The sequence below is a fragment of the Pseudomonas sp. GW821-FHT02A08 genome (assembly GCF_059422045.1).
The window spans coordinates 33,557-55,179 of sequence record NZ_JBWKWD010000002.1; the positions used below are offsets into that span (position 1 = coordinate 33,557).

Sequence of the window (21,623 nt, forward strand, 5' to 3'; positions counted from 1 at the left end):
GGCTGACACCTCTCTTTATAAGGACCTGACATGAGCAAGACGTGTATTGCCTTTATCGGTGCCGGCAACATGGCGGCCAGCCTGATCGGTGGCCTGCGGGCCAAGGGTCTGGAAGCCGCACAGATCCGCGCCAGCGATCCGGGCGAAGAAACCCGCGCCCGTGTGAGCGCTGAACACGGCATCGAAACCTTCGCCGACAACGCCCAGGCCATCGACGGTGCCGACGTGGTCGTGCTGGCGGTCAAACCCCAGGCGATGAAAGCCGTGTGCGAAGCTCTGCGCCCAAGCCTCAAGCCCAATCAACTGGTGGTGTCGATTGCCGCGGGCATCACCTGCGCCAGCATGAACAACTGGCTCGGCGCCCAGCCAATCGTGCGCTGCATGCCCAACACCCCGGCGCTGGTGCGTCAGGGCGCGAGCGGCCTGTTCGCTACCGCCGAAGTGTCAGCCGAACAGTGTCAGCAGGCCCAGGAGCTGCTGTCCGCGGTCGGCATCGCCCTTTGGCTGAATGAAGAGCAGCAACTGGATGCCGTCACCGCCGTTTCCGGCTCGGGCCCGGCGTATTTCTTCCTGCTGATCGAAGCCATGACCGCCGCCGGCGTGAAACTCGGCCTGCCGGCGGACATCGCCGCGCAACTGACCTTGCAGACCGCCCTGGGTGCCGCGCACATGGCGGTCTCCAGCGACGTCGACGCGGCCGAGCTGCGCCGCCGTGTCACCTCCCCTGCGGGCACCACGGAAGCTGCAATCAAGTCGTTCCAGGCCAATGGCTTTGAAGCCCTGGTCGAAAAAGCACTCGGCGCTGCCGCGCATCGCTCGGCCGAGATGGCCGAACAACTGGGTCAATAAGGAGCTTTTCATGATTGGATTGAACACCGCAGCGGTCTACGTGCTGCAAACCCTCGGCAGCCTGTACCTGCTGATCGTGCTGATGCGCTTCGTGCTGCAACTGGTGCGTGCGAACTTCTACAACCCGATCTGCCAGTTCATCGTCAAGGCCACCCAGCCTCTGCTCAAGCCGCTGCGCCGGATCATCCCGAGCGTGTTCGGCCTGGACATGTCCTCGCTGGTGCTGGCGATCCTGGTACAACTGGCACTGATGGCCCTGACCCTGCTGCTGACCTACGGCACCACCGGCAATCCGCTGCAACTGCTGATCTGGTCGATCATCGGTGTGACCGCGCTATTCCTGAATATCTTCTTCTTTGCCCTGATCATCAGTGTGATCCTGTCCTGGGTCGCACCGGGCAGCCATAACCCGGGCGCCGAACTGGTGAACGACGTCTGCGAGCCGGCCCTGGCGCCGTTCCGCAAGTTTCTGCCGAACCTGGGCGGGCTTGATCTCTCGCCGATCTTTGCGTTCCTGGCGATCAAACTGATCGACATGCTGGTGATCAACAACCTCGCCGCCTTGACCATGATGCCGGAAATCCTCCGCGTGTTGATCTGACCCGGTGAGCTGGTTTCGCTGGGACGGTGACGACCTGATTCTGGAGTGTCACCTGCAACCGGCAGCCCGCAGTGATGATTTCTGCGGGCTGCACGGTGATCGCCTGAAGATCCGCCTGACCGCGCCGCCGGTCGAGGGCAAGGCCAACGCCTATCTGATGGCGTTTCTGGCCAAGGCGTTTGGCGTGTCCAAGAGCCAGGTCAGCCTGATCAGTGGCGAGTTGAACCGGCAGAAGCGAGTGCGCATTTGCTCGCCGAAGAAGTTGCCGGACTTGCCTGGATTGGCGCGACAGAACTGATATACCGAGGCGCTGCCTTCGCGAGCAAGTCGGATCGCCGCACCGCCGCTCCCACAGGGGAATGCGTTCCTCTGTGGGAGCGGGCTTGCTCGCGGATGGCGCACCTCGGTCTTACTGAAAGAAATCAGGCCCGGCCTTTGCTTGCCGCTAACCCCAGCGGTCTTTAGACTTACGCCTCATTTCAATGAGAGCAGGGTCGATGCCAGCTGCCTTTCCCCCCGATTCTGTTGGTCTGGTGACGCCGCAAATGGCGCACTTCAGCGAACCCCTGGCGTTGGCCTGTGGACGTTCGCTCCCGGCCTATGACCTGATCTACGAAACCTACGGTACGCTAAACGCCACGGCGAGCAACGCCGTGCTGATCTGCCACGCCTTGTCCGGCCACCACCACGCCGCCGGCTACCACAGCGCCGACGACCGCAAACCCGGTTGGTGGGACAGCTGCATCGGCCCCGGCAAGCCGATCGACACCAGCAAGTTCTTCGTGGTCAGCCTGAACAATCTCGGCGGCTGCAACGGTTCTACCGGCCCGAGCAGCATCAACCCGGACACCGGCAAGCCGTTCGGTGCCGATTTCCCGGTGTTGACCGTCGAGGATTGGGTGCACAGCCAGGCACGCCTGGCCGATCGCCTCGGTATCGCCCAATTCGCGGCCGTGATCGGCGGCAGCCTCGGCGGCATGCAGGCGATGCAATGGAGCATCACCTACCCCGACCGCATTCGTCACTGCCTGGCCATCGCCTCGGCGCCCAAGCTGTCGGCACAGAACATCGCGTTCAACGAAGTGGCGCGCCAGGCGATCCTCACCGACCCGGAATTCCACGGCGGTTCGTTTCAGGAACACAACGTGATCCCCAAGCGCGGCCTGATGCTGGCGCGGATGGTCGGGCACATCACCTACCTGTCCGACGATTCCATGGGCGAGAAATTCGGCCGCGGGCTCAAGAGCGAGAAGCTCAACTATGACTTCCACAGCGTCGAGTTCCAGGTGGAAAGCTACCTGCGCTATCAGGGTGAAGAGTTCTCCGGGCGCTTCGACGCCAACACTTACCTGTTGATGACCAAGGCGCTCGATTACTTCGATCCGGCAGCGAACTTCGACGATAACCTGGCGAAAACCTTTGAAGGTGCCAAGGCCAAGTTCTGCGTAATGTCGTTCACCACCGACTGGCGCTTCTCCCCTGCCCGCTCGCGGGAACTGGTGGACGCACTGATGGCCGCGCGCAAAGACGTCTGCTACCTCGAGATCGACGCTCCGCAAGGCCACGACGCCTTCCTGATTCCGATCCCGCGCTACCTGCAGGCATTCGGCAATTACATGAACCGCATTACGTTGTGAGAAAGCCATGAGAGCTGATCTGGAAATCATCCAGGAATGGATCCCCGCCGGCAGCCGCGTGCTCGACCTCGGGTGCGGCGATGGCGAACTGCTGACCTGGCTGCGCGACAACAAGCAAGTCACCGGTTATGGCCTGGAAAACGACGCCGACAACATCGCCGAGTGCGTGGCCAAGGGCATCAACGTCATTGAGCAGGACCTGGACAAGGGCCTGGGCAACTTTGCCAGCAACAGTTTCGATGTCGTGGTCATGACCCAGGCGCTGCAAGCAGTGCACTACCCGGACAGGATCCTCGAGGAAATGCTGCGCGTCGGTCGCCAGTGCATCATCACTTTCCCGAATTTCGGTCACTGGCGCTGCCGCTGGTACCTGGCGAGCAAGGGCCGCATGCCGGTGTCCGAGTTCCTGCCGTACACCTGGTACAACACGCCGAACATCCACTTCTGCACCTTCGCGGACTTTGAAGCCTTGTGTCGCGAACGTGAAGCGAAGGTCATTGATCGGCTTGCCGTGGATCAACAGCATCGGCACGGGTGGGCCAGTAAGCTATGGCCTAATCTGTTAGGTGAGATCGGTATCTACCGCGTCAGCAGCCCGGGACTTGCCGAGCACAAGGTCGCAGTCTGATCCACCCTATTTCAAGGAGAACGATCATGGGTCGTCTAGCGTTGTTTCTACTCACTGCCTGCCTGAGCGTCACCGCCATGGCCGCCGACGCCATCAAGAGCGAACGCAAGGAAACCTTCGGCGACGTGACGGTGCACTACAACACCTTCAACTCCACCTACCTGCTACCGGACGTTGCCAAGGCCGCCCAGCTGACGCGCAGCAAGGATCAGGGCGTGATCAACATTACGGTGATCAAGGCCGGCACGCCGATGACGGCCGAGGTCAGCGGCACCGTCAAAGACCTGACCAGCCAAAGCTACACACTGAACTTCAAACAAGTCACCGAGCAAGGAGCGATCTACTACATCGCCCAATACCCGGTACCACAGCAGGAAGTCCGCACCTTCGACATCAAGGTGCAGACCGGCGACAAGATCAACACCATCAATTTCAACCAAGAGCTCTTCCCTGGCCAATGATCAACTTCACGCAACTCGTACTGGCCAGCCATAACGCCGGCAAACTCAAGGAACTCCAGGCCATGCTCGGCGAGTCCGTGCATCTGCGCTCGATTGGCGAGTTCAGCAGCGTCGAGCCTGAAGAAACCGGCCTGTCGTTCGTCGAGAACGCCATCCTCAAGGCCCGCAATGCCGCGCGTATCTCCGGCCTGCCGGCGCTGGCCGACGATTCCGGGCTGGCGGTGGATTTCCTTGGTGGTGCGCCGGGCATCTACTCGGCGCGTTATGCCGATGGCAAGGGCGATGCGGCGAACAACGCCAAGTTGCTCGACGTATTGAAAGACGTACCTGAAGCCGAACGTGGCGCACAGTTCGTGTGCGTACTGGCACTGGTGCGCCACGCCGATGATCCATTGCCGATCCTCTGCGAAGGTTTGTGGCACGGGCGAATCCTGACCCAGGCCAGCGGCGAACACGGTTTCGGCTACGACCCGCTGTTCTGGGTGCCGGAGCGTAATTGCTCCAGTGCCGAGCTGAGCCCGAGCGACAAGAACCAGATCAGCCACCGCGCCCGTGCAATGGATCTGCTGCGCCAGCGTCTGGGCTTGAAATGACCCGTGAATCATCCGCGTCGCCGCTGATCTTCGGCGGCGACGCTCAATCGCATCGGGCGGCCCTGCCTGTGCTGCCGCCGCTGGCGCTGTATATCCACATCCCGTGGTGCGTGCGCAAATGCCCTTATTGCGACTTCAACTCCCACACCGCCAGCCCCGTGCTGCCGGAAGAAGAGTACGTCGACGCATTGCTGGCCGATCTCGATCAGGACCTGCACGCCGTTTACGGTCGTGAGCTGAGCTCGATTTTCTTTGGTGGCGGCACGCCAAGCCTGTTCAGCGCTGATTCGCTGGGTCGCTTGCTCAAAGGCGTCGAACAGCGCATTCCCTTTGCCAGCGACATCGAAATCACGCTGGAAGCCAATCCGGGGACGTTCGAGCAAGACAAGTTCGTGGCGTACCGGAAGCTGGGGATCAATCGCCTGTCGATCGGCATCCAGAGCTTTCAGCAAGAAAAGCTCGAGGCCCTGGGGCGGATCCACAACGGCGACGAAGCCGTACGCGCCGCCGGCATGGCGCGGCAAGCCGGGTTCGACAACTTCAACCTGGACTTGATGCATGGCTTGCCGAACCAGTCCCTGGACGATGCCTTGGCGGACCTGCGCACAGCCATCGCCCTGAAACCGACACACCTGTCGTGGTATCAACTGACCCTGGAACCGAACACGGTGTTCTGGAACCAGCCGCCGACGCTGCCGGAAGACGACACGCTGTGGGACATCCAGGAGGCCGGGCAAGCACTGCTGGCCAAACATGGTTACGCACAATACGAAGTCTCGGCCTATGCCCTGCCCGGACGCCCGGCGCGCCACAACCTCAATTACTGGAGTTTTGGCGACTTCATTGGCATCGGCGCCGGCGCCCATGGCAAGCTCAGCCATCCGGACGGGCGCATCATTCGTACTTGGAAAACCCGCCTGCCGAAGGACTACCTGAATCCGGCAAAAAGCTTCAAGGCTGGCGAGAAAGCGCTGGGCAACGATGAAATGCCGTTCGAATTCCTGATGAACGCGCTGCGCCTGACTGAAGGCGTTGAATCGCGACTGTACCCGGAACGTACCGGCATGACGTTGGAAAGCCTTGCTGAAGGCCGCCGTGAAGCCGAACAAAGCGGTCTGTTGCAGGTCGAACCGTCACGCCTGGTCGCCACCGAGCGCGGACAACTCTTCCTCAACGACTTGCTGCAGAAATTTCTGACATAAGGAAATCGAATGGATTTGGTACTCGACCTGCTTGCCACCGTGTCTCGCTGGAGCCGCAGCAACCTCTCGGAAATCGCTCTGGCCCTGGTGGGCTGCCTGCTGGTGCTGTTCGGTGCGGATTTCAAAGGCTGGGTCGAGCAACGCCTGGGCAGCATCGCCGGCGCCTTGCGCGTGCCGCTGATGTCCCTGCTGTGCATGATCGGCAGCGGCGCGGCACTGATCTACGCCACACCCTGGGTCGTGCGCGGCTTGAGCCAGTTCAACAACTACAGCCTGGCGCCGGTGTTGTTGGTGGTGCTGGTACTCATCGGCGTGATCGCGGATCGCCGCTAATCCCGAGCCACACACAAAACACTGTGGGAGCGGGCTTGCCCGCGAAGAGGCCATAACATTCAACATCTATGTTGACTGTTACACCGCCATCGCGGGCAAGCCCGCTCCCACAGTTTTATTGCATCGGCCTTAAGACTGCTTCTCGAACTTCAAATCCCACACCCCGTGCCCAAGACGCTCGCCACGGCGTTCGAACTTGGTGATCGGGCGCTCGGCCGGGCGCGGTACGCACTTGCCGTCTTCGGCCAGGTTGCGATAACCCGGGGCGACATTCATCACTTCCAGCATGTACTCGGCGTACGGTTCCCAGTCGGTGGCCATATGTAGAATGCCGCCGACCTTCAACTTGCTGCGCACCAGCTCAGCGAAAGACGCCTGAACGATACGGCGCTTGTGGTGACGGCTCTTGTGCCATGGGTCCGGAAAAAACAGCATCAGGCGATCGAGGCTGTTATCGGCCACGCAGCGGTTAAGCACTTCGATCGCATCGCAATCGTAGACCCGCAGGTTGGTCAAACCCTGCGTCAGCACACCATTGAGCAGCGCGCCGACACCCGGACGGTGAACCTCGACGCCGATGAAATCCTGATCCGGCGCAGCCGCTGCCATTTCCAGCAGCGAGTGGCCCATGCCGAAACCGATTTCCAGCGAGCGCGGTGCCGAGCGACCGAACACCTGGTCGAAATCCACCGGCGCGTCGGCCAGCGGCAGCACGAACAGCGGAGTGCCCTGCTCCAGGCCCTTTTGCTGGCCTTCGGTCATGCGCCCGGCGCGCATCACGAAACTCTTGATGCGGCGGTGTTGGCGCTCGTCGCCTTCTTCCGTCTGGATTGGCGTGTCGTTCGATTCAGTCATCAATGGCTCTTACTTGATCAGACCATCCAGCGGCGAAGAGGCGCTGGCATAGAGTTTTTTCGGCATGCGGCCGGCGAGGTAAGCCAGGCGGCCTGCGACGATCGCATGTTTCATGGCTTCAGCCATCATGACCGGCTGCTGGGCGTGGGCAATGGCCGAGTTCATCAGCACCGCGTCACAACCCAGTTCCATGGCGATGGTGGCGTCGGAAGCAGTACCGACACCGGCATCCACCAGCACCGGGATTTTGGCTTCTTCGAGGATGATCTGCAGGTTGTACGGATTGCAGATCCCCAGGCCGGAGCCGATCAAACCAGCGAGCGGCATCACCGCGATACAGCCGATTTCCGCCAACTGACGGGCGATGATCGGATCATCACTGGTGTAGACCATCACGTCGAAGCCTTCCTTGACCAGCGTTTCGGCGGCCTTGAGGGTTTCGATCACGTTGGGGAACAGGGTTTTCTGGTCGGCCAGCACTTCCAGCTTCACCAGGTTATGGCCATCGAGCAGCTCACGGGCCAGGCGGCAGGTGCGCACGGCTTCGATCGCGTCGTAGCAACCGGCGGTGTTCGGCAGGAAAGTGTAGCGATCCGGCGACAGCACATCGAGCAGGTTCGGCTCGCCCTCGATCTGGCCAAGGTTGGTGCGGCGCACGGCGAAGGTGACGATCTCGGCACCCGAGGCTTCGATGGCCAGGCGGGTTTCTTCCATGTCACGGTACTTGCCGGTACCGACCAGCAAACGCGACTGGTAAGTACGACCGGCCAGGACGAAAGGCTTGTCGCTGCGAACGATGCTCATGGGAAATCCTCTGTAGGGGTGAGGTATTTGCAGAATTCTGTGGCCACTCGGCCGAGGCTGCTAGCCACCGCCGATGGCGTGCACCACTTCGACGTTGTCGCCGTCGTTCAACGCGGTGTCTGCGTGCTGACTGCGCGGGACGATATCCAGATTGAGTTCGACCGCCACCCGGCGTCCGGTGAGGTCCAGACGGGTGATCAGGGCCGCAACGGTTTCACCGTCGGGCAGTTCAAAGGATTCGCCGTTCAACTGAATGCGCATGCCGGATGCCGCCATCATTTTTAGGGGCTGGCATTCTAGCCCGATCAGTCAGGCCGACCCAAGCCATTCGTCATGAAATGGACCGTTAAGTCAGCTCAGGCGCCAGGCGGCAAGCCCGAGGCAAAACCAGCCCACCAGGAAGGCCAGGCCACCGAACGGGGTGACGATGCCGAGCTTGCTGATGCCCGTCAGCGTCAATACATACAGGCTGCCGGAGAACAGCAGGATACCGATGGCAAACGACGCAGCGGCCCAGGTGGCGAGTCGTCCGGGAATTTGCGTGGCCAGTGCTGCAACACCGAGTAACGCCAGGGCGTGCACCAGTTGATAGGTGACGCCGGTGTGGAAGATCGTCAGGTACTCGGCGCTCAGGCGGCTCTTCAGGCCATGGGCGGCAAAAGCCCCGAGGCCGACACCGGTGAAGCCGAAAAAAGCGGCCAGCATCAGAAAGCCACGCAGCATGCAGAACTCCAGTCAGTTTCGATCCAAAGGGTCTGTATAATGGCCCGCTCAACGGGTTCGGCCAAGCCATCTCTATGCTGCGTATCTATTTCCGTCATTTCACCAAGGCCGTGCTCTGGTTCATGGGTGGCAGCGTATTGCTGGTGCTGATCTTTCGCGTGGTACCGCCACCGGGGACGACGCTGATGGTCGAGCGCAAGATCGAATCCTGGTTTGACGGCGAACCCATCGACCTGCAACGGACCTGGAAACCCTGGGACGAGATCTCCGATGACCTGAAAGTCGCGGTGATTGCCGGCGAAGACCAGAAGTTCCCGGAGCACTGGGGCTTCGATATCGGCGCGATTCAGGCGGCGTTTGCCCATAACGAGCGCGGCGGTTCGATCCGTGGTGCCAGCACCCTGAGCCAGCAAGTCTCGAAAAACCTGTTCCTGTGGTCTGGCCGCAGCTGGCTGCGCAAAGGCCTGGAAGCCTGGTTCACCGGACTGATCGAAGTGTTCTGGCCCAAGCAGCGAATTCTTGAGGTGTACCTCAACAGTGTCGAGTGGGATGACGGCGTGTTTGGCGCCGAAGCGGCGGCCCGACACCACTTTGGCGTGAGTGCTAAAGGCCTCAGCCGCCAGCAGTCGAGCTTGTTGGCCGCCGTACTGCCCAATCCTCGAGTGTGGAGTGCCAGCCATCCGACCGCCTACGTGGCGCGACGCGCGGGCTGGATTCGGAGGCAGATGAGCCAACTGGGTGGCGACAGCTATCTGGTCGGGCTGAACGATTCGCGCCGGGCGCCTTGGGCGCAATAACTGATCATAATTCTTCAGGCCCTGAAAACCACTGTGGGAGCGGGCTTGCCCGCGATGACGGCCTGACATTCAACTTTTATATTGAATGTTCGGGCCTCATCGCGAGCAAGCCCGCTCCCACAGGATCAATGATCGGGGCGTTTTTTATTGCCTGCTCGCCAGTTACGCAGCGATCGACAACTTGAGCTTGTTCATCGCGCTCTTCTCGAGTTGGCGAATACGCTCGGCCGACACGTTGTACTTCTGCGCCAGGTCGTGCAGCGTGGCTTTTTCTTCCGCCAGCCAGCGCTGGTAGAGAATGTCACGGCTACGGTCGTCCAGCACTTCCAGCGCTTCGTGCAGGTTGTGGTTGGAGTTGTCGCTCCAGTCGGCGTCCTCCAGTTGACGCGCCGGGTCGTACCGGTGGTCTTCCAGATAGTTGGCCGGCGACTGGAAAGCACTGTCGTCGTCCGCTTCGGCAGCCGGGTCGAAGGCCATGTCATGGCCAGTCAGGCGGCTTTCCATCTCGCGCACTTCCCGAGGCTCTACACCCAGGCTTTCCGCCACACGGTGGACTTCCTCGTTGTTCAGCCAGGCCAGACGCTTCTTCTGGCTGCGCAGATTGAAGAACAACTTGCGCTGGGCCTTGGTGGTCGCGACTTTCACGATGCGCCAGTTGCGCAGGATGAACTCGTGGATTTCCGCCTTGATCCAGTGCACGGCAAAAGACACCAGGCGCACGCCCATTTCCGGGTTGAAGCGCTTCACGGCCTTCATCAGGCCGACGTTGCCTTCCTGGATCAGGTCAGCCTGGGCCAGGCCGTAGCCGGAATAGCTACGGGCGATATGTACGACAAAACGCAGGTGGGCGAGCACCATCTGCCGAGCCGCCCCCAAATCCTGCTCATAATAGAGACTCTCGGCCAGTTCACGCTCCTGCTCCGGCGACAGCAATGGAATGCTGTTGACGGTGTGCACATAGGCCTCCAGGTTCGCACCCGGGACCAGAGCATATGCAGGTTGCAAAGAATTGGTCATACGAAAAAACCTCCGACTTACAAACTCGTGCAGTTCAGCACTGCGAAAATTGACCGGAAACCGAAAGACAAGTTCCCAAAAACCCAAAAACGCTGAAAGGTCAATACGAGCAAAATGATACTACTTAGGCGCAAGCTCCCTCAGGTGGCGTGCGACTGCAATCCATGCACCGATATACCCCAACAGCACCGCGCCAAGCAAGAGAGACAGACCGTCGGCAACTGGCACTCCAGCCAGCGCAAAATCACTGCCGTACAAACCGGCCAGCCCCACCACCGCGTCGTTCAGCCAATCAAGGCCGAACGCAAGCACACCCCAGGACAGAATCCCCGCACCGAAGCCATACAGCGCCCCCATGTACAGGAAGGGCCTGCGGACATAGCTGTCAGTGCCGCCGACCAGTTTAATCACTTCTATCTCTGTGCGGCGGTTTTCAATATGAAGACGAATGGTATTGCCTATCACCAAAAGTAATGCAGAAACCAGAAGCACGGTCAGACCGAAGACAAAACGGTCACCCAGCTTGAGGATGGCTGCCAGACGCTCGACCCAGACTAAATCAAGTTGCGCCTGTTGTACCTTCGGCAGCTCGGATAGTTTTTGTCTTAATGCTTCAAGGGCCGGCTTGTCGACTTCGGTCGGCGTTACCAACACCACGCCTGGCAGCGGGTTCTCCGGCAACTCCTTGAGGGCCTCGCCCAAACCGGACTGTTGCTGGAACTCTTCCAGCGCCTGATCCCGGCCAACGTATTCGGCGTCGGCCACGCCAGGCATGCCCTTGATCTGATCGCGCAGCGATTCGCCTTCGGCTGGCTTGGCCTCAAGGTCCAGATACAGGGAAATCTGCGCCGCGCGCTGCCAGGAGCCGCCCAGGCGCTCGACGTTACTTAGCAAAAGTGACAGCCCCATGGGCAAACTCAGGGCCACCGCCATCACCATGCAGGTGAAGAAACTGCCGATGGGCTGCTTGCCCAAGCGGCGCAGGCTGTCCACCAGACTGGCGCGATGACTTTCGACCCAGGCGCGGAACAACGTGGCAAAGTCCGGCCCGTCGTCATCGTCGCGTTTTTTCTTTTGCGGCTGCGGATCGGCGGCCTTCGGGGCCACACGCTCGGAAACCTTGGGGCTACGTGTCGCACTCATACCGCGGCCTCCCCGTCACCGATCAATCGACCGCGTTGCAGTGTCAGCATGCGATGGCGCATGCGGGCGATCAGGGCCAGGTCGTGACTGGCGATCAGCACGCTGGTACCCAGGCGATTGATGTCTTCGAACACACCCATGATCTCGGCGGCCAGGCGCGGGTCGAGGTTACCGGTCGGCTCATCCGCCAGCAGCAAGGCCGGACGGTGAACGATGGCGCGGGCGATGCCGACGCGCTGCTGCTGACCGGTGGACAGGTCGCCCGGGTACAGATCGGTTTTATCCGACAGCGCCACGCGCTCCAGTGCCGAGTCCACGCGCTTGGCGATCTCGGCCTTGGACAGGCCCAGGATCTGCAAAGGCAACGCGACGTTATTGAACACCGTGCGATCGAACAGCAACTGGTGATTCTGGAACACCACGCCGATCTGCCGGCGCAAGAAAGGAATCTGCGCGTTGCTGATGGTGCTCAGGTCTTGCCCGGCGAGCAGCAACTTGCCGCTGGTCGGGCGTTCCATCGCAAGCAGCAGGCGCAACAGCGTGGATTTACCGGCGCCGGAATGGCCGGTGACAAACAAGAATTCGCCACGACGGACTCGAAAGCTCAGCTCATGCAAGCCGACGTGACCGTTCGGGTAGCGCTTACCGACCTGTTCGAAACGAATCATGAACGCTCCCGCTCGGCAAACAATGCCTGGACAAAGGGTTCTGCTTCAAAGGTACGCAAATCGTCGATGCCTTCGCCGACGCCAATGTAGCGGATCGGCAGGCCGAATTGCTTGGCCAGGGCGAAAATCACCCCGCCCTTGGCGGTGCCGTCGAGCTTGGTCAGCGCCAGGCCGGTCAGTTCGACGGTCTGGTTGAATTGCTTGGCCTGGTTGATGGCGTTCTGGCCGGTGCCGGCGTCAAGCACCAACAACACTTCGTGTGGGGCGTCGGCGTCGAGCTTGCCGATCACCCGGCGAACCTTTTTCAGCTCTTCCATCAGGTTGTCTTTGGTGTGCAGGCGGCCGGCGGTGTCGGCGATCAGCACATCGATGCCACGGGCCTTGGCGGCCTGCACGGCGTCGAAGATCACCGAGGCCGAGTCGGCGCCAGTGTGCTGCGCGATCACCGGGATCTTGTTGCGCTCGCCCCATACCTGCAATTGCTCCACCGCCGCGGCACGGAAGGTGTCGCCGGCGGCGAGCATGACTTTCTTGCCTTCCAGCTGCAGTTTCTTCGCCAGCTTGCCGATGGTGGTGGTCTTGCCGGCACCGTTGACGCCGACGACCAGAATCACGAACGGCTTGTTCTGCGAGGTGATTTTCAGCGGCTGCTCGACAGGCTTGAGCATCGCTGCCAGCTCGGCTTGCAGGGATTTGTAAAGCGCGTCGGAATCGGCCAGTTCCTTGCGGGCGACCTTCTGGGTCAGGCGCTGAATGATCACCGACGTGGCTTCGACGCCGACGTCGGCAGTCAGCAGGCGGGTTTCGAGGTCATCAAGCAGCTCGTCATCGATGGCCTTTTTGCCCAGGAACAGGCTGGCCATGCCTTCGCCGATACTGGCGCTGGTCTTGGACAGGCCCTGCTTGAGGCGGGCGAAGAAACCGGCTTTGGTTTCTTCGGTGCGTACGGGTTCTACCGGGGTTTCGACGGACGTCGCGATCGGTGCAGGAATCGGAGCGGGTGCCGGTGCTTGAGCAACCGGAGCAACCGGAGCAACCGGAGCAACCGGAGCAACGAATACCGGAACCTCTGGCTGGCTGACAACGGGAACAGGCTCGGCCACGACAACTGGTTCAACCATCGCTTCGACCACCGGCGCAAGAACCGGTGCAGGCGCAAACGCTGCCGGGGCCGGAATCGGCGGGGTCACGTGGGGGGCCAGGTCATTTTCGACCAATGCCACGGGCTCTTCGGCTACCGGCAGGGTCAACCACGGTTCGGCCGTCGGGGCCAGCGGCTGTTCGGTGACGATTTCGCTGACGGGTTCGGGAGCGGCTTCAACCTTGGGTTGCAGCAACGGCTCGGCAATCGGCAGAACAACCGGCGCGGGCGCTTCTTCTATTACCGGGACCGGCGTCGGCGCGGGTTCAGGAATGGCTGGTGGCTGTTCGACGACGGCTTCCTGCGGCTTTTTGCGCAGCCATCCGAACAGGCTTTTCTTCTCGCCAGCCGCAGCTGGGGTCTTCTTGTCGTCGTTGGAACCAAACATGGAGGACGGCTATCTCACGGTAGCGACGCGCCAATGGCGCCCCGGCAAATAAATAATCGATGCAGAACAGACTGTGTTTCACCCAGCTTGTTCACGCGCAACATTTTGTCGAGGTGCTCAATGGCACCTCACGGAATCGAATTCTCATTGGACTAAAGCAGCAAAATCGGCGAAAACGCGGAATTCAGTTGATAAATATCCACCTTCCGTCGCAAACCCATTCAACCTGATCAAGCATAAAGGCCTGATAGGCGTGGCCGCCGCTAAAACGGATCAGTATCCTAGCACCCTCTCGCCCGCTGACGCTAAGAACAAGCGGGCAGCCCCAAAGGTTTGAAAACGAATGAATGCTCTTGCCCGCCGCGCCGCAGGCCTGCTGCTCAGCACAGTTTGCCTGCCTCTTTCGGCCCTGGCTGCCGACCCGCAACCCACCCACGAATTCACTCTCGACAATGGCTTGAAGGTGGTCGTGCGCGAAGACCATCGTGCGCCCGTGGTGGTTTCCCAGATCTGGTACAAGGTCGGTTCCAGCTACGAGACGCCGGGCAATACCGGCCTGTCCCACGCCCTGGAACACATGATGTTCAAGGGCAGCGAGAAAGTCGGCCCCGGCGAAGCCTCGCTGATCCTGCGCGACCTCGGCGCCGAAGAGAACGCCTTCACCAGCGACGACTTCACCGCGTACTACCAGGTACTGGCCCGGGATCGCCTGGGCGTGGCCTTCGAGCTGGAAGCCGACCGCATGGCCAGCCTGCGCCTGCCGGCCGACGAGTTCTCCAGGGAAATCGAGGTCATCAAGGAAGAACGTCGCCTGCGTACAGACGACAAGCCGATGTCCAAGGCCTACGAACGCTTCAAGGCCATGGCCTACCCGGCCAGCGGCTACCACACGCCGACCATCGGCTGGATGGCCGACCTTGAGCGAATGAAAGTCGAAGAGCTGCGCCACTGGTACGAAACCTGGTACGTGCCCAACAACGCCACGCTGGTGGTGGTTGGCGATGTCACTCCGGACGAAGTCAAAACCCTGGCCCAACGCTACTTCGGCCCGATCGCCAAGCGTGAAGTGCCGGCCGCGAAAAAACCGCTGGAACTGGCCGAGCCAGGCGAGCGCCAGATCACCCTGCACGTGCAGACCCAACTGCCTAGCCTGATGCTGGCCTTCAACGTGCCGAGCATCGCCACCGCCGAAGACAAGCGCCTGGTCAATGCCCTGCGCCTGATCTCGGCACTGCTCGACGGCGGCTACAGCGGACGCATACCGACGCAACTGGAGCGCGGAGAAGAACTGGTGTCCGGGGGCTCGTCGAGTTACGACGCCTACACCCGTGGCGACAGCCTCTTCACCCTGTCGGCATCGCCAAACTCGCAGAAACACAAGACCATCGCCCAGGCGCAAGCCGGTTTGTGGAAGCTGCTCGACCAGTTGAAAACCACGGCGCCAACCGCCGAAGAACTGGAACGCGTACGCGCGCAAGTCATCGCCGGCCTGGTCTTCGAGCGCGACTCGATCACCAGTCAAGCCACGGCCATCGGCCAACTGGAAACCGTCGGCCTGTCATGGAAACTGATGGACACCGAACTGGCCGACCTGGAAAGCGTCACGCCGGAAGATATCCAGAAAGCCGCCAAGCTGTATTTCACCCGCGAACGTCTCAGCGTCGCCCATGTACTGCCTCTGGAGACGACTCATGAGTGAGCGTAAACCCTCCCGCCTGGCCCTGATCGGCCTGGTCGCCGTCGCCGTTATCGGTTCCGCCGCATTCTATCTGTCACGCTCCGGTCAAACCAATGCCAGTGAAGCCCTGGACAAAGCCAGGGCCAGCCAGAAACTGCAATCGCTGACCGAGCTCAACGGCAAGGCACCGGAACACCGCAAGCTGGACGTGCAGACCTGGAACACCGCCGAAGGCACCAAGGTGCTGTTTGTCGAAGCCCATGAGCTGCCGATGTTCGACATGCGCCTGATCTTCGCCGCCGGCAGCAGCCAGGACGGCGATGCACCGGGCGTGGCGGTGTTGACCAACGCCATGCTCAACGAAGGCGTGGCCGGCAAAGACGTCGGTGCCATTGCCCAGGGCTTCGAAGGCCTGGGCGCCGATTTCGGCAACGGCGCTTATAAGGACATGGCAATCGCTTCGCTGCGCAGCCTGAGTGCAAAGGACAAGCGCGAGCCGGCCCTGAAGCTGTTCGCCGAAGTCATCGGCAAGCCGACTTTCCCTGCCGATTCGCTGGCCCGCATCAAGAACCAGATGCTCGCCGGTTTCGAATACCAGAAACAGAACCCCGGCAAACTGGCGAGCCTGGAACTGATGAACCGCCTGTACGGTGATCACCCGTACGCACACGCCAGCGACGGCACGGCGAAAACCGTCCCGGCGATCACCCAGGCACAACTGCGTGCTTTCCACGAGAAAGCCTATGCGGCCGGTAATGTGGTGATCGCGCTGGTCGGTGACCTGTCCCGTGCAGAAGCCGAGGCGATTGCCGCACAGGTTTCCGGCGCACTGCCCAAAGGCCCGGCCTTGCCGAAAATCGCACAACCTGTCGAACCCAAGGCCAGCGTCGGCCATATCGAGTTCCCGTCCAAGCAGACCAACCTGCTGCTCGCGCAACTGGGCATCGATCGCGATGACCCGGACTACGCGGCGCTGTCCATGGGTAACCAGATTCTCGGTGGCGGCGGCTTCGGCACCCGCTTGATGAGCGAAGTGCGCGAGAAGCGTGGCCTGACTTACGGCGTGTATTCGGGCTTTACCCCGATGCAGGCGCGCGGTCCTTTCATGATCAACCTGCAGACCCGCGCCGAGATGAGTGAGGGCACCCTGAAACTGGTGCAGGATGTGTTGGCCGACTACCTTAAAACCGGCCCGACCGAAAAAGAGCTCGACGACGCCAAGCGCGAACTGGCCGGCAGCTTCCCGCTGTCAACGGCCAGCAACGCCGATATCGTCGGCCAACTGGGCGCCATCGGTTTTTACAATTTGCCGTTGAGCCACCTGGAAGACTTCATGCAACAATCCCAGGCCTTGACCGTCGAGCAGGTCAAAGCCGCCATGAACAAACACTTGAGCACGGACAAGATGGTCATCGTCAGCGCTGGCCCGACTGTGCCGCAACAGCCGTTACCGGCCCCTACTGATAAACCTTCCGAGCAGCCGCTCGGGGTTCCGGAGCATTAATGGCCCATCCTAAAAAACCCGCCAAAAACGTCCATAACGGCGTGAACCAGCTGCGCATCATCGGCGGCGAATGGCGCAGCCGGAAGCTGAGCTTCCCCGACGCCCCGGGCCTGCGTCCGACGCCGGACCGCGTGCGTGAAACCCTGTTCAACTGGCTCGCACCTTACGTGCCGGGCGCCAAAGTGCTCGACCCGTTCACCGGCAGCGGCGCACTGTTCCTCGAAGCCTTGTCCCGTGGCGCGGCCATGGGCCAGGCGCTGGACGCCAGCAGTATCGCGGTATCCAGCCTGAAAGAGCACCTGGGGACCTTGCGATGCACCAACGGCCAGGTCCAGACAGCCGATGCCCTGCGCTACCTGGAAACCCAGACCGCAACGGCCTACGACCTGGTGTTCCTCGACCCGCCGTTCAACCAGAACCTGCTGCCCGCCGTTTGCAAGTTGCTCGAAGAGCGCCAATGGCTGGCCGAAGACGCCTGGGTGTACACCGAAAGCGAGTCGGCACCGTCGACCCTGGGCCTGCCGGAGAACTGGCGCCTGCACCGGGAGCAGAAATCCGGGCGCGTGTATTATTCGTTGTGGCAACGTAGCGCCTGACATTTCGGCGAGACGACCACCCCAAACCGGTCGTGAAGTGCACTACATAGTTACCGCCTGACGTCCTTATGGATCATCCACAGTGGTTTTGCGCAATTACCTGCAAACCACTGAGGATGAACACGGATGAACATCTCCCGCAGCACATTCATGCTGCCCTTTATCGCCTGGCTGCCGCTCATGGCCAGCGCGGCGACACCCCCTGCGACGCAAGACTTCGTACTGGATAACGGCCTCAAGGTTGTCGTGCGCGAGGACCACCGCTCCCCCATCGTCACCGCCCAACTCTGGATCAAGGTCGGTGCAAGCTACGAACCGCCCGGCCAGTCGGGCCTGTCCCACGCCCTCGAACACATGGTCTACAAAGGCAGCAGCAAGGCCTGCGCCGGAGAGTTCATGGCGGTACTGGATAAGCTTGGCGCCAGTCATAACGCATCCACCAACACTGACTACACAGTTTTTTACCAGACCCTGCCTTCCGGCCGCACTGGCGTCGCGTTCGAAATACTGGCCGACCTGATGAGTACGGCCGAGCTGGATGCACAGGACTTCACGCCGGAGCTCAAGGTCATTCAGGAGGAGCGCCGGATGTACGTTGATGACGAGATCACCGAATCGGCTCAAGAACGACTGAACAGCATTGCCTACCCGGCCAGCGGCTACCGCACCCCGACGATTGGCTGGATGCACGACTTGCAACGCATGAACGCCGTGCAATTGCGGCAGTGGTATCAGGCCTGGTATTCGCCGAACAATGCGACGCTGGTGGTCGTTGGCGATGTTGCGCCCGAGCGGATCAAGGCCCTTGCACAGCAGCACTTCGGCCACCTTGAGCGACGTGCGACACCCGTGGCACCTGCCCCCGTCGAGCTGGCTTCTGCCGGTGAACGGTCACTGACCCTGCACGCACCCGTAGCCTCCCCGCGTTTGATCATGAGCTTCAACGCGCCCAGTCTGGCCACGGCACCGGATCGTCGAACCGTCCATGCCCTGCGCCTGCTTGACATGTTACTGGCCGGATCCAGTAGCGCGCGGATCAAACAACAACTGCAACTGAGCGAAGCGATATTCACTGAGGCCCGCTCAGAGTACGACGCCTTCAATCGCGGCGATTCGTTACTGACCATCAGCACCCAGCTCAACCCGGACAAGCCCAATGACGCCGATGAAGCCCTCACCCGTCTGTGGCAGGTGATCGAATCACTGAAGAGCAAGGCACCGGAACCGATAGAACTGGAGCGCGCGAAAAACCTCCTGATCGCTAACTCGGTTTATGCGCAGGATGATCTGGAAGGGCAGGCCAACACCTTGGGCCTGCTGGAAACCATCGGCCTGGACTGGCGGCTGGCCGATCAGGATACGGATGAGTTGAGCAAAGTCACTCCCCTGGATATTCAACAAGCCGCAAAGACTTACCTGACGCGTGAGCGCCTGAGTACCGCGAAAATCCTGCCGGAGAAAACCAATGGATAAGCTCAAAGGCCTTATCAAAGGAGTAATCCTGGCCGGTATGCTGTTGAGTGCACAGGCCCCTGCCACTACAACCACGGCCCCCCAGAAACCAGCGCTGCAATCGCTCAATGAACCCCACACTCCGGCTATCCACCGCACACTGCCGATCAAGGGTTACAAAACCCTCAACGGAACAAAAATCCTGTTCATCCGCACCCCTGACCTGCCGATGTTCGATGCCCTTGTGAGCTTTGCCGCCGGCAGCGCCCACACCCCGGATCAACCCGGCCTGGCCGCGGTCACCTATAGCCTTTTGAATGAGGGTGTGGCGGGCAAGGACGTCAATGCCATACAGGCGACGTTCGATAATCTCGGTGCAAGGATGGATATGGGTATCAGCCAGGACCGGACCTGGTTTTCCCTGCGTAGCTTGAGTGACGAATCACGGCGCGCTCCAGCCCTGGAACTGTTTGCCCAGGTTCTCGGCAAACCGCTGTTGCCGGAAGAGTCCCTGCCTGCGGTGAAATCCCAACTGCAGTACTTTCTGGATCTTGAGGATCAGTCCCATGCAGCTCAAGCCCAAAAAGCCAATCTCGGCCAGATGCTTCCCGACCACGGTTATGCTCAGTCCCTCTACGGAACCCGGGCCGGGCTTGCCTCCATCACCCGCACCCAGGCGCAAGACTTTCATCGCGAGGCTTATGCCACGGGCAATGCCCAGATCACCCTGGTCGGCGACCTCACCGAGGAAGAAGCCCAGCGCATCGGTGCACAGATAGCCGCGGCCTTGCCCCCGGGACCGGCCACTGCCGCGATCCAGCCAGTGACAAGTCCCGCGGCCCCGAACCTGCTGCGCGTTGAGCGACCATCGACCCAGGCTTACCTGCGCCTTACCCAGCCAAGTGTCCTGCGGAGCGGTCCGGACTACGTCGCGCTGCAGATGGCCATGCGGGTTTTCACCAACCGGCTGACCAATGAACTGCGTGAACGCCGAGGCCTGACCTACCACGTTGAAGCCGACCTTTCTGCCCTTCAGGCACAAGGGTTGCTGACCATTGAACTGCAGACCCGACCAGAGCAGGCCGATGCCGTGCTGGCCCACATCAAGACGATGTTCAGCGACTTCCTCGCCCAAGGGCCAACCCAACAGGAACTCGAAGACAGCCAACAGCAACTGGCCGGTAGCGCGCCGTTGAACGGCGCTACCAATATGCAGATTCTGAGACAGTTGTACGCCATCAGCGTACAAAATCTGCCGCTGGACCTCGACTTTGCCACGCAAGCAGCTTTGAAGCTGAGCCCCGCTTCAATCAAAAGCGCGCTCAATCGGCATCACCACGCCGACCAATGGCGCGCTGTCATTCTGGGGCCGAAGACAGATCAGCAACCGCTGCCAGCTCCGAGCGAAAGCGCAACCAATGCCATGTGTCGCGTACCTGGCAAGATTGTGGCAAGTTAGACTGCCATGATGACGCGGTCGCGGCGCTGTCCCGCCGCTTCTTCGGGCAGACTCATGAACACTTCCACCGAGAATGACTGTGCAACCGCACCCCGCACTGGCCTCACCGCCGTCCTTCACCCCCGCCTTCGGCATCGGCAATCCGCACTTGCAAACCTTGTGGGGGCCGCTGTGGCGTAAAACCGTGCACATCGGCCGCGAACGCGAACGTCTTTGGCTTGAGGACGGCGATTTTCTCGACCTCGACTGGCACGGCCCGCACAGCGCCGACGCACCCTTGGTGCTGGTGTTGCACGGGCTCACCGGTTCGTCGAATTCGCCTTACGTGGCCGGCATGCAAAAAGCCCTGGGCGACCGAGGCTGGGCCAGCGTCGCGCTGAACTGGCGCGGTTGTTCGGGCGAACCCAACCTGTTGCCGCGCAGCTACCATTCCGGCGCCAGCGAAGACCTGGCCGAAACCATCAGGCACTTGCGGGCCAAACGACCTCTGGCGCCACTGTATGCGGTGGGTTACTCCCTGGGCGGTAATGTCCTGCTCAAGCATTTGGGCGAAACCGGCAGCGACAGCGACTTGATGGGCGCGGTGGCGGTGTCGGTGCCGTTCCGCCTGGACCAGTGCGCCGACCGTATCGGCCAGGGCTTCTCCAAGGTTTACCAGGCGCATTTCATGCGCGAGATGGTCGCCTACATCAAGAACAAACAGCGACAGTTCCAGCACGACGGACGCGAGGACGGCCTGGCAGCCCTGGCGGCCCTCGGGTCATTGGAAAACATGCGCACGTTCTGGGATTTCGACGGCCGCGTCACCGCACCACTGCACGGTTTCGCCGATGCCGAGGATTACTATCGCCGCGCCTCCAGCCGCTATTTCCTTGGCGAAATTCGCACGCCGACCTTGATGATCCAGGCCGCCGACGACCCCTTCGTGTTTCCCCACAGCCTGCCGCATGTCGATGAACTGTCCGCTTGCACGCAATTCGAACTGCAAGCCAAGGGCGGGCATGTCGGCTTTGTCGATGGCACGCTCAGGCAACCGGGTTATTACCTTGAACGGCGCATCCCCGAGTGGCTGGGCGCCGTAGGGCGCGTTTGAA

At 61.1% G+C, this 21,623-nt stretch carries 24 protein-coding genes; 16 read left to right on the forward strand and 8 right to left on the reverse strand.

The window, feature by feature from the left end:
- The first annotated feature begins 30 nt into the window (after positions 1-30).
- The 9 genes from proC (at position 31) to AC07W4_RS02050 (ending at position 6,304) form a co-directional block, all read left to right on the forward strand.
- Positions 31-849 (forward strand): pyrroline-5-carboxylate reductase, encoded by an 819-nt coding sequence (gene proC, locus AC07W4_RS02010; protein WP_495031322.1) that lies wholly within the window; start codon positions 31-33, stop codon positions 847-849.
- Between the two features lie 10 nt (positions 850-859).
- On the forward strand, positions 860-1,450 hold the full coding sequence (locus AC07W4_RS02015; protein ID WP_493725727.1) for a YggT family protein: 591 nt from the start codon (positions 860-862) through the stop codon (positions 1,448-1,450).
- Between the two features lie 4 nt (positions 1,451-1,454).
- Positions 1,455-1,748 carry a DUF167 domain-containing protein gene (locus AC07W4_RS02020; protein WP_495031323.1) on the forward strand — a complete coding sequence of 98 codons (294 nt, stop codon included), beginning with the start codon at positions 1,455-1,457 and terminating at the stop codon, positions 1,746-1,748.
- Positions 1,749-1,947: 199 nt separating this feature from the next.
- Complete coding sequence (gene metX / locus AC07W4_RS02025; protein ID WP_495031324.1) at positions 1,948-3,087, forward strand: homoserine O-succinyltransferase MetX; 1,140 nt, start codon at positions 1,948-1,950, stop codon at positions 3,085-3,087.
- A 7-nt stretch (positions 3,088-3,094) separates the two neighbouring features.
- Positions 3,095-3,715: a methionine biosynthesis protein MetW gene (metW, locus tag AC07W4_RS02030; RefSeq protein ID WP_008046481.1), complete on the forward strand. Its 621-nt coding sequence runs from the start codon at positions 3,095-3,097 to the stop codon at positions 3,713-3,715.
- A gap of 26 nt (positions 3,716-3,741) precedes the next feature.
- Complete coding sequence (locus AC07W4_RS02035; protein ID WP_495031325.1) at positions 3,742-4,176, forward strand: DUF4426 domain-containing protein; 435 nt, start codon at positions 3,742-3,744, stop codon at positions 4,174-4,176.
- Positions 4,173-4,769 (forward strand): RdgB/HAM1 family non-canonical purine NTP pyrophosphatase, encoded by a 597-nt coding sequence (gene rdgB, locus AC07W4_RS02040; protein WP_008046485.1) that lies wholly within the window; start codon positions 4,173-4,175, stop codon positions 4,767-4,769. Before AC07W4_RS02035 ends, rdgB begins: the two co-directional genes overlap by 4 nt.
- A complete protein-coding gene (hemW, locus tag AC07W4_RS02045; RefSeq protein WP_495031326.1) occupies positions 4,766-5,971 on the forward strand; it encodes a radical SAM family heme chaperone HemW in 1,206 nt (401 codons plus the stop codon). Before rdgB ends, hemW begins: the two co-directional genes overlap by 4 nt.
- A gap of 9 nt (positions 5,972-5,980) precedes the next feature.
- On the forward strand, positions 5,981-6,304 hold the full coding sequence (locus AC07W4_RS02050) for a DUF3392 domain-containing protein (protein ID WP_495031327.1): 324 nt from the start codon (positions 5,981-5,983) through the stop codon (positions 6,302-6,304).
- A gap of 129 nt (positions 6,305-6,433) precedes the next feature.
- Here AC07W4_RS02050 and trmB read toward each other — a convergent pair whose 3' ends face one another.
- The 4 genes from trmB to AC07W4_RS02070 all read right to left on the reverse strand — a co-directional run bounded on the left by trmB (position 6,434) and on the right by AC07W4_RS02070 (position 8,686).
- Positions 6,434-7,159 carry a tRNA (guanosine(46)-N7)-methyltransferase TrmB gene (gene trmB / locus AC07W4_RS02055; protein ID WP_007975392.1) on the reverse strand — a complete coding sequence of 242 codons (726 nt, stop codon included), beginning with the start codon at positions 7,157-7,159 and terminating at the stop codon, positions 6,434-6,436.
- A 9-nt stretch (positions 7,160-7,168) separates the two neighbouring features.
- On the reverse strand, positions 7,169-7,963 hold the full coding sequence (locus AC07W4_RS02060) for a thiazole synthase (protein ID WP_008051425.1): 795 nt from the start codon (positions 7,961-7,963) through the stop codon (positions 7,169-7,171).
- A 60-nt stretch (positions 7,964-8,023) separates the two neighbouring features.
- On the reverse strand, positions 8,024-8,224 hold the full coding sequence (gene thiS, locus AC07W4_RS02065) for a sulfur carrier protein ThiS (protein WP_008051420.1): 201 nt from the start codon (positions 8,222-8,224) through the stop codon (positions 8,024-8,026).
- Between the two features lie 90 nt (positions 8,225-8,314).
- On the reverse strand, positions 8,315-8,686 hold the full coding sequence (locus AC07W4_RS02070) for a DUF423 domain-containing protein (RefSeq protein WP_008051418.1): 372 nt from the start codon (positions 8,684-8,686) through the stop codon (positions 8,315-8,317).
- Positions 8,687-8,760: 74 nt separating this feature from the next.
- Here AC07W4_RS02070 and mtgA point away from each other — a divergent pair, with 74 nt between their 5' ends.
- On the forward strand, positions 8,761-9,483 hold the full coding sequence (gene mtgA, locus AC07W4_RS02075; protein WP_495031328.1) for a monofunctional biosynthetic peptidoglycan transglycosylase: 723 nt from the start codon (positions 8,761-8,763) through the stop codon (positions 9,481-9,483).
- A gap of 162 nt (positions 9,484-9,645) precedes the next feature.
- Here mtgA and rpoH read toward each other — a convergent pair whose 3' ends face one another.
- The 4 genes from rpoH to ftsY form a co-directional block, all read right to left on the reverse strand.
- Positions 9,646-10,500: an RNA polymerase sigma factor RpoH gene (gene rpoH / locus AC07W4_RS02080; protein ID WP_007975386.1), complete on the reverse strand. Its 855-nt coding sequence runs from the start codon at positions 10,498-10,500 to the stop codon at positions 9,646-9,648.
- A 120-nt stretch (positions 10,501-10,620) separates the two neighbouring features.
- A complete protein-coding gene (gene ftsX / locus AC07W4_RS02085; protein WP_495031329.1) occupies positions 10,621-11,643 on the reverse strand; it encodes a permease-like cell division protein FtsX in 1,023 nt (340 codons plus the stop codon).
- Positions 11,640-12,311: a cell division ATP-binding protein FtsE gene (gene ftsE, locus AC07W4_RS02090; RefSeq protein WP_007975383.1), complete on the reverse strand. Its 672-nt coding sequence runs from the start codon at positions 12,309-12,311 to the stop codon at positions 11,640-11,642. Before ftsE ends, ftsX begins: the two co-directional genes overlap by 4 nt.
- Positions 12,308-13,840 carry a signal recognition particle-docking protein FtsY gene (gene ftsY / locus AC07W4_RS02095; RefSeq protein ID WP_495031330.1) on the reverse strand — a complete coding sequence of 511 codons (1,533 nt, stop codon included), beginning with the start codon at positions 13,838-13,840 and terminating at the stop codon, positions 12,308-12,310. Before ftsY ends, ftsE begins: the two co-directional genes overlap by 4 nt.
- Positions 13,841-14,183: 343 nt before the next feature.
- Here ftsY and AC07W4_RS02100 point away from each other — a divergent pair, with 343 nt between their 5' ends.
- The 6 genes from AC07W4_RS02100 to AC07W4_RS02125 all read left to right on the forward strand — a co-directional run bounded on the left by AC07W4_RS02100 (position 14,184) and on the right by AC07W4_RS02125 (position 21,622).
- The gene (locus tag AC07W4_RS02100) at positions 14,184-15,539 is read left to right on the forward strand and encodes a M16 family metallopeptidase (RefSeq protein ID WP_495031331.1); all 1,356 of its coding nucleotides are present in this window, start codon (positions 14,184-14,186) and stop codon (positions 15,537-15,539) included.
- Positions 15,532-17,022: a M16 family metallopeptidase gene (locus AC07W4_RS02105; RefSeq protein WP_495031332.1), complete on the forward strand. Its 1,491-nt coding sequence runs from the start codon at positions 15,532-15,534 to the stop codon at positions 17,020-17,022. The genes AC07W4_RS02100 and AC07W4_RS02105 overlap by 8 nt, the downstream gene beginning before the upstream one ends.
- The gene (gene rsmD / locus AC07W4_RS02110; protein WP_046039216.1) at positions 17,022-17,618 is read left to right on the forward strand and encodes a 16S rRNA (guanine(966)-N(2))-methyltransferase RsmD; all 597 of its coding nucleotides are present in this window, start codon (positions 17,022-17,024) and stop codon (positions 17,616-17,618) included. Before AC07W4_RS02105 ends, rsmD begins: the two co-directional genes overlap by 1 nt.
- 126 nt (positions 17,619-17,744) lie before the next feature.
- The gene (locus AC07W4_RS02115) at positions 17,745-19,091 is read left to right on the forward strand and encodes a M16 family metallopeptidase (protein WP_495031333.1); all 1,347 of its coding nucleotides are present in this window, start codon (positions 17,745-17,747) and stop codon (positions 19,089-19,091) included.
- A complete protein-coding gene (locus AC07W4_RS02120; RefSeq protein ID WP_495031334.1) occupies positions 19,084-20,529 on the forward strand; it encodes a M16 family metallopeptidase in 1,446 nt (481 codons plus the stop codon). Before AC07W4_RS02115 ends, AC07W4_RS02120 begins: the two co-directional genes overlap by 8 nt.
- Positions 20,530-20,602: 73 nt before the next feature.
- A complete protein-coding gene (locus AC07W4_RS02125; RefSeq protein ID WP_495031335.1) occupies positions 20,603-21,622 on the forward strand; it encodes a hydrolase in 1,020 nt (339 codons plus the stop codon).
- The last annotated feature ends 1 nt before the right edge of the window (position 21,623 follow it).

Coding starts and splice junctions, on each gene's coding strand:
- AC07W4_RS02115 (WP_495031333.1), top strand. CDS start 17,745: ATGAACATCTCCCGCAGCACATTCATGCTGCCCTTTATCGCCTGGCTG.
- proC (WP_495031322.1), top strand. CDS start 31: ATGAGCAAGACGTGTATTGCCTTTATCGGTGCCGGCAACATGGCGGCC.
- thiS (WP_008051420.1), bottom strand. CDS start 8,224: ATGCGCATTCAGTTGAACGGCGAATCCTTTGAACTGCCCGACGGTGAA.
- AC07W4_RS02120 (WP_495031334.1), top strand. CDS start 19,084: ATGGATAAGCTCAAAGGCCTTATCAAAGGAGTAATCCTGGCCGGTATG.
- rdgB (WP_008046485.1), top strand. CDS start 4,173: ATGATCAACTTCACGCAACTCGTACTGGCCAGCCATAACGCCGGCAAA.
- AC07W4_RS02125 (WP_495031335.1), top strand. CDS start 20,603: ATGACTGTGCAACCGCACCCCGCACTGGCCTCACCGCCGTCCTTCACC.
- hemW (WP_495031326.1), top strand. CDS start 4,766: ATGACCCGTGAATCATCCGCGTCGCCGCTGATCTTCGGCGGCGACGCT.
- metX (WP_495031324.1), top strand. CDS start 1,948: ATGCCAGCTGCCTTTCCCCCCGATTCTGTTGGTCTGGTGACGCCGCAA.
- rsmD (WP_046039216.1), top strand. CDS start 17,022: ATGGCCCATCCTAAAAAACCCGCCAAAAACGTCCATAACGGCGTGAAC.
- AC07W4_RS02100 (WP_495031331.1), top strand. CDS start 14,184: ATGAATGCTCTTGCCCGCCGCGCCGCAGGCCTGCTGCTCAGCACAGTT.
- metW (WP_008046481.1), top strand. CDS start 3,095: ATGAGAGCTGATCTGGAAATCATCCAGGAATGGATCCCCGCCGGCAGC.
- ftsX (WP_495031329.1), bottom strand. CDS start 11,643: ATGAGTGCGACACGTAGCCCCAAGGTTTCCGAGCGTGTGGCCCCGAAG.
- trmB (WP_007975392.1), bottom strand. CDS start 7,159: ATGACTGAATCGAACGACACGCCAATCCAGACGGAAGAAGGCGACGAG.
- ftsE (WP_007975383.1), bottom strand. CDS start 12,311: ATGATTCGTTTCGAACAGGTCGGTAAGCGCTACCCGAACGGTCACGTC.
- AC07W4_RS02050 (WP_495031327.1), top strand. CDS start 5,981: ATGGATTTGGTACTCGACCTGCTTGCCACCGTGTCTCGCTGGAGCCGC.
- AC07W4_RS02035 (WP_495031325.1), top strand. CDS start 3,742: ATGGGTCGTCTAGCGTTGTTTCTACTCACTGCCTGCCTGAGCGTCACC.
- AC07W4_RS02105 (WP_495031332.1), top strand. CDS start 15,532: ATGAGTGAGCGTAAACCCTCCCGCCTGGCCCTGATCGGCCTGGTCGCC.
- mtgA (WP_495031328.1), top strand. CDS start 8,761: ATGCTGCGTATCTATTTCCGTCATTTCACCAAGGCCGTGCTCTGGTTC.
- rpoH (WP_007975386.1), bottom strand. CDS start 10,500: ATGACCAATTCTTTGCAACCTGCATATGCTCTGGTCCCGGGTGCGAAC.
- AC07W4_RS02070 (WP_008051418.1), bottom strand. CDS start 8,686: ATGCTGCGTGGCTTTCTGATGCTGGCCGCTTTTTTCGGCTTCACCGGT.
- ftsY (WP_495031330.1), bottom strand. CDS start 13,840: ATGTTTGGTTCCAACGACGACAAGAAGACCCCAGCTGCGGCTGGCGAG.
- AC07W4_RS02015 (WP_493725727.1), top strand. CDS start 860: ATGATTGGATTGAACACCGCAGCGGTCTACGTGCTGCAAACCCTCGGC.
- AC07W4_RS02060 (WP_008051425.1), bottom strand. CDS start 7,963: ATGAGCATCGTTCGCAGCGACAAGCCTTTCGTCCTGGCCGGTCGTACT.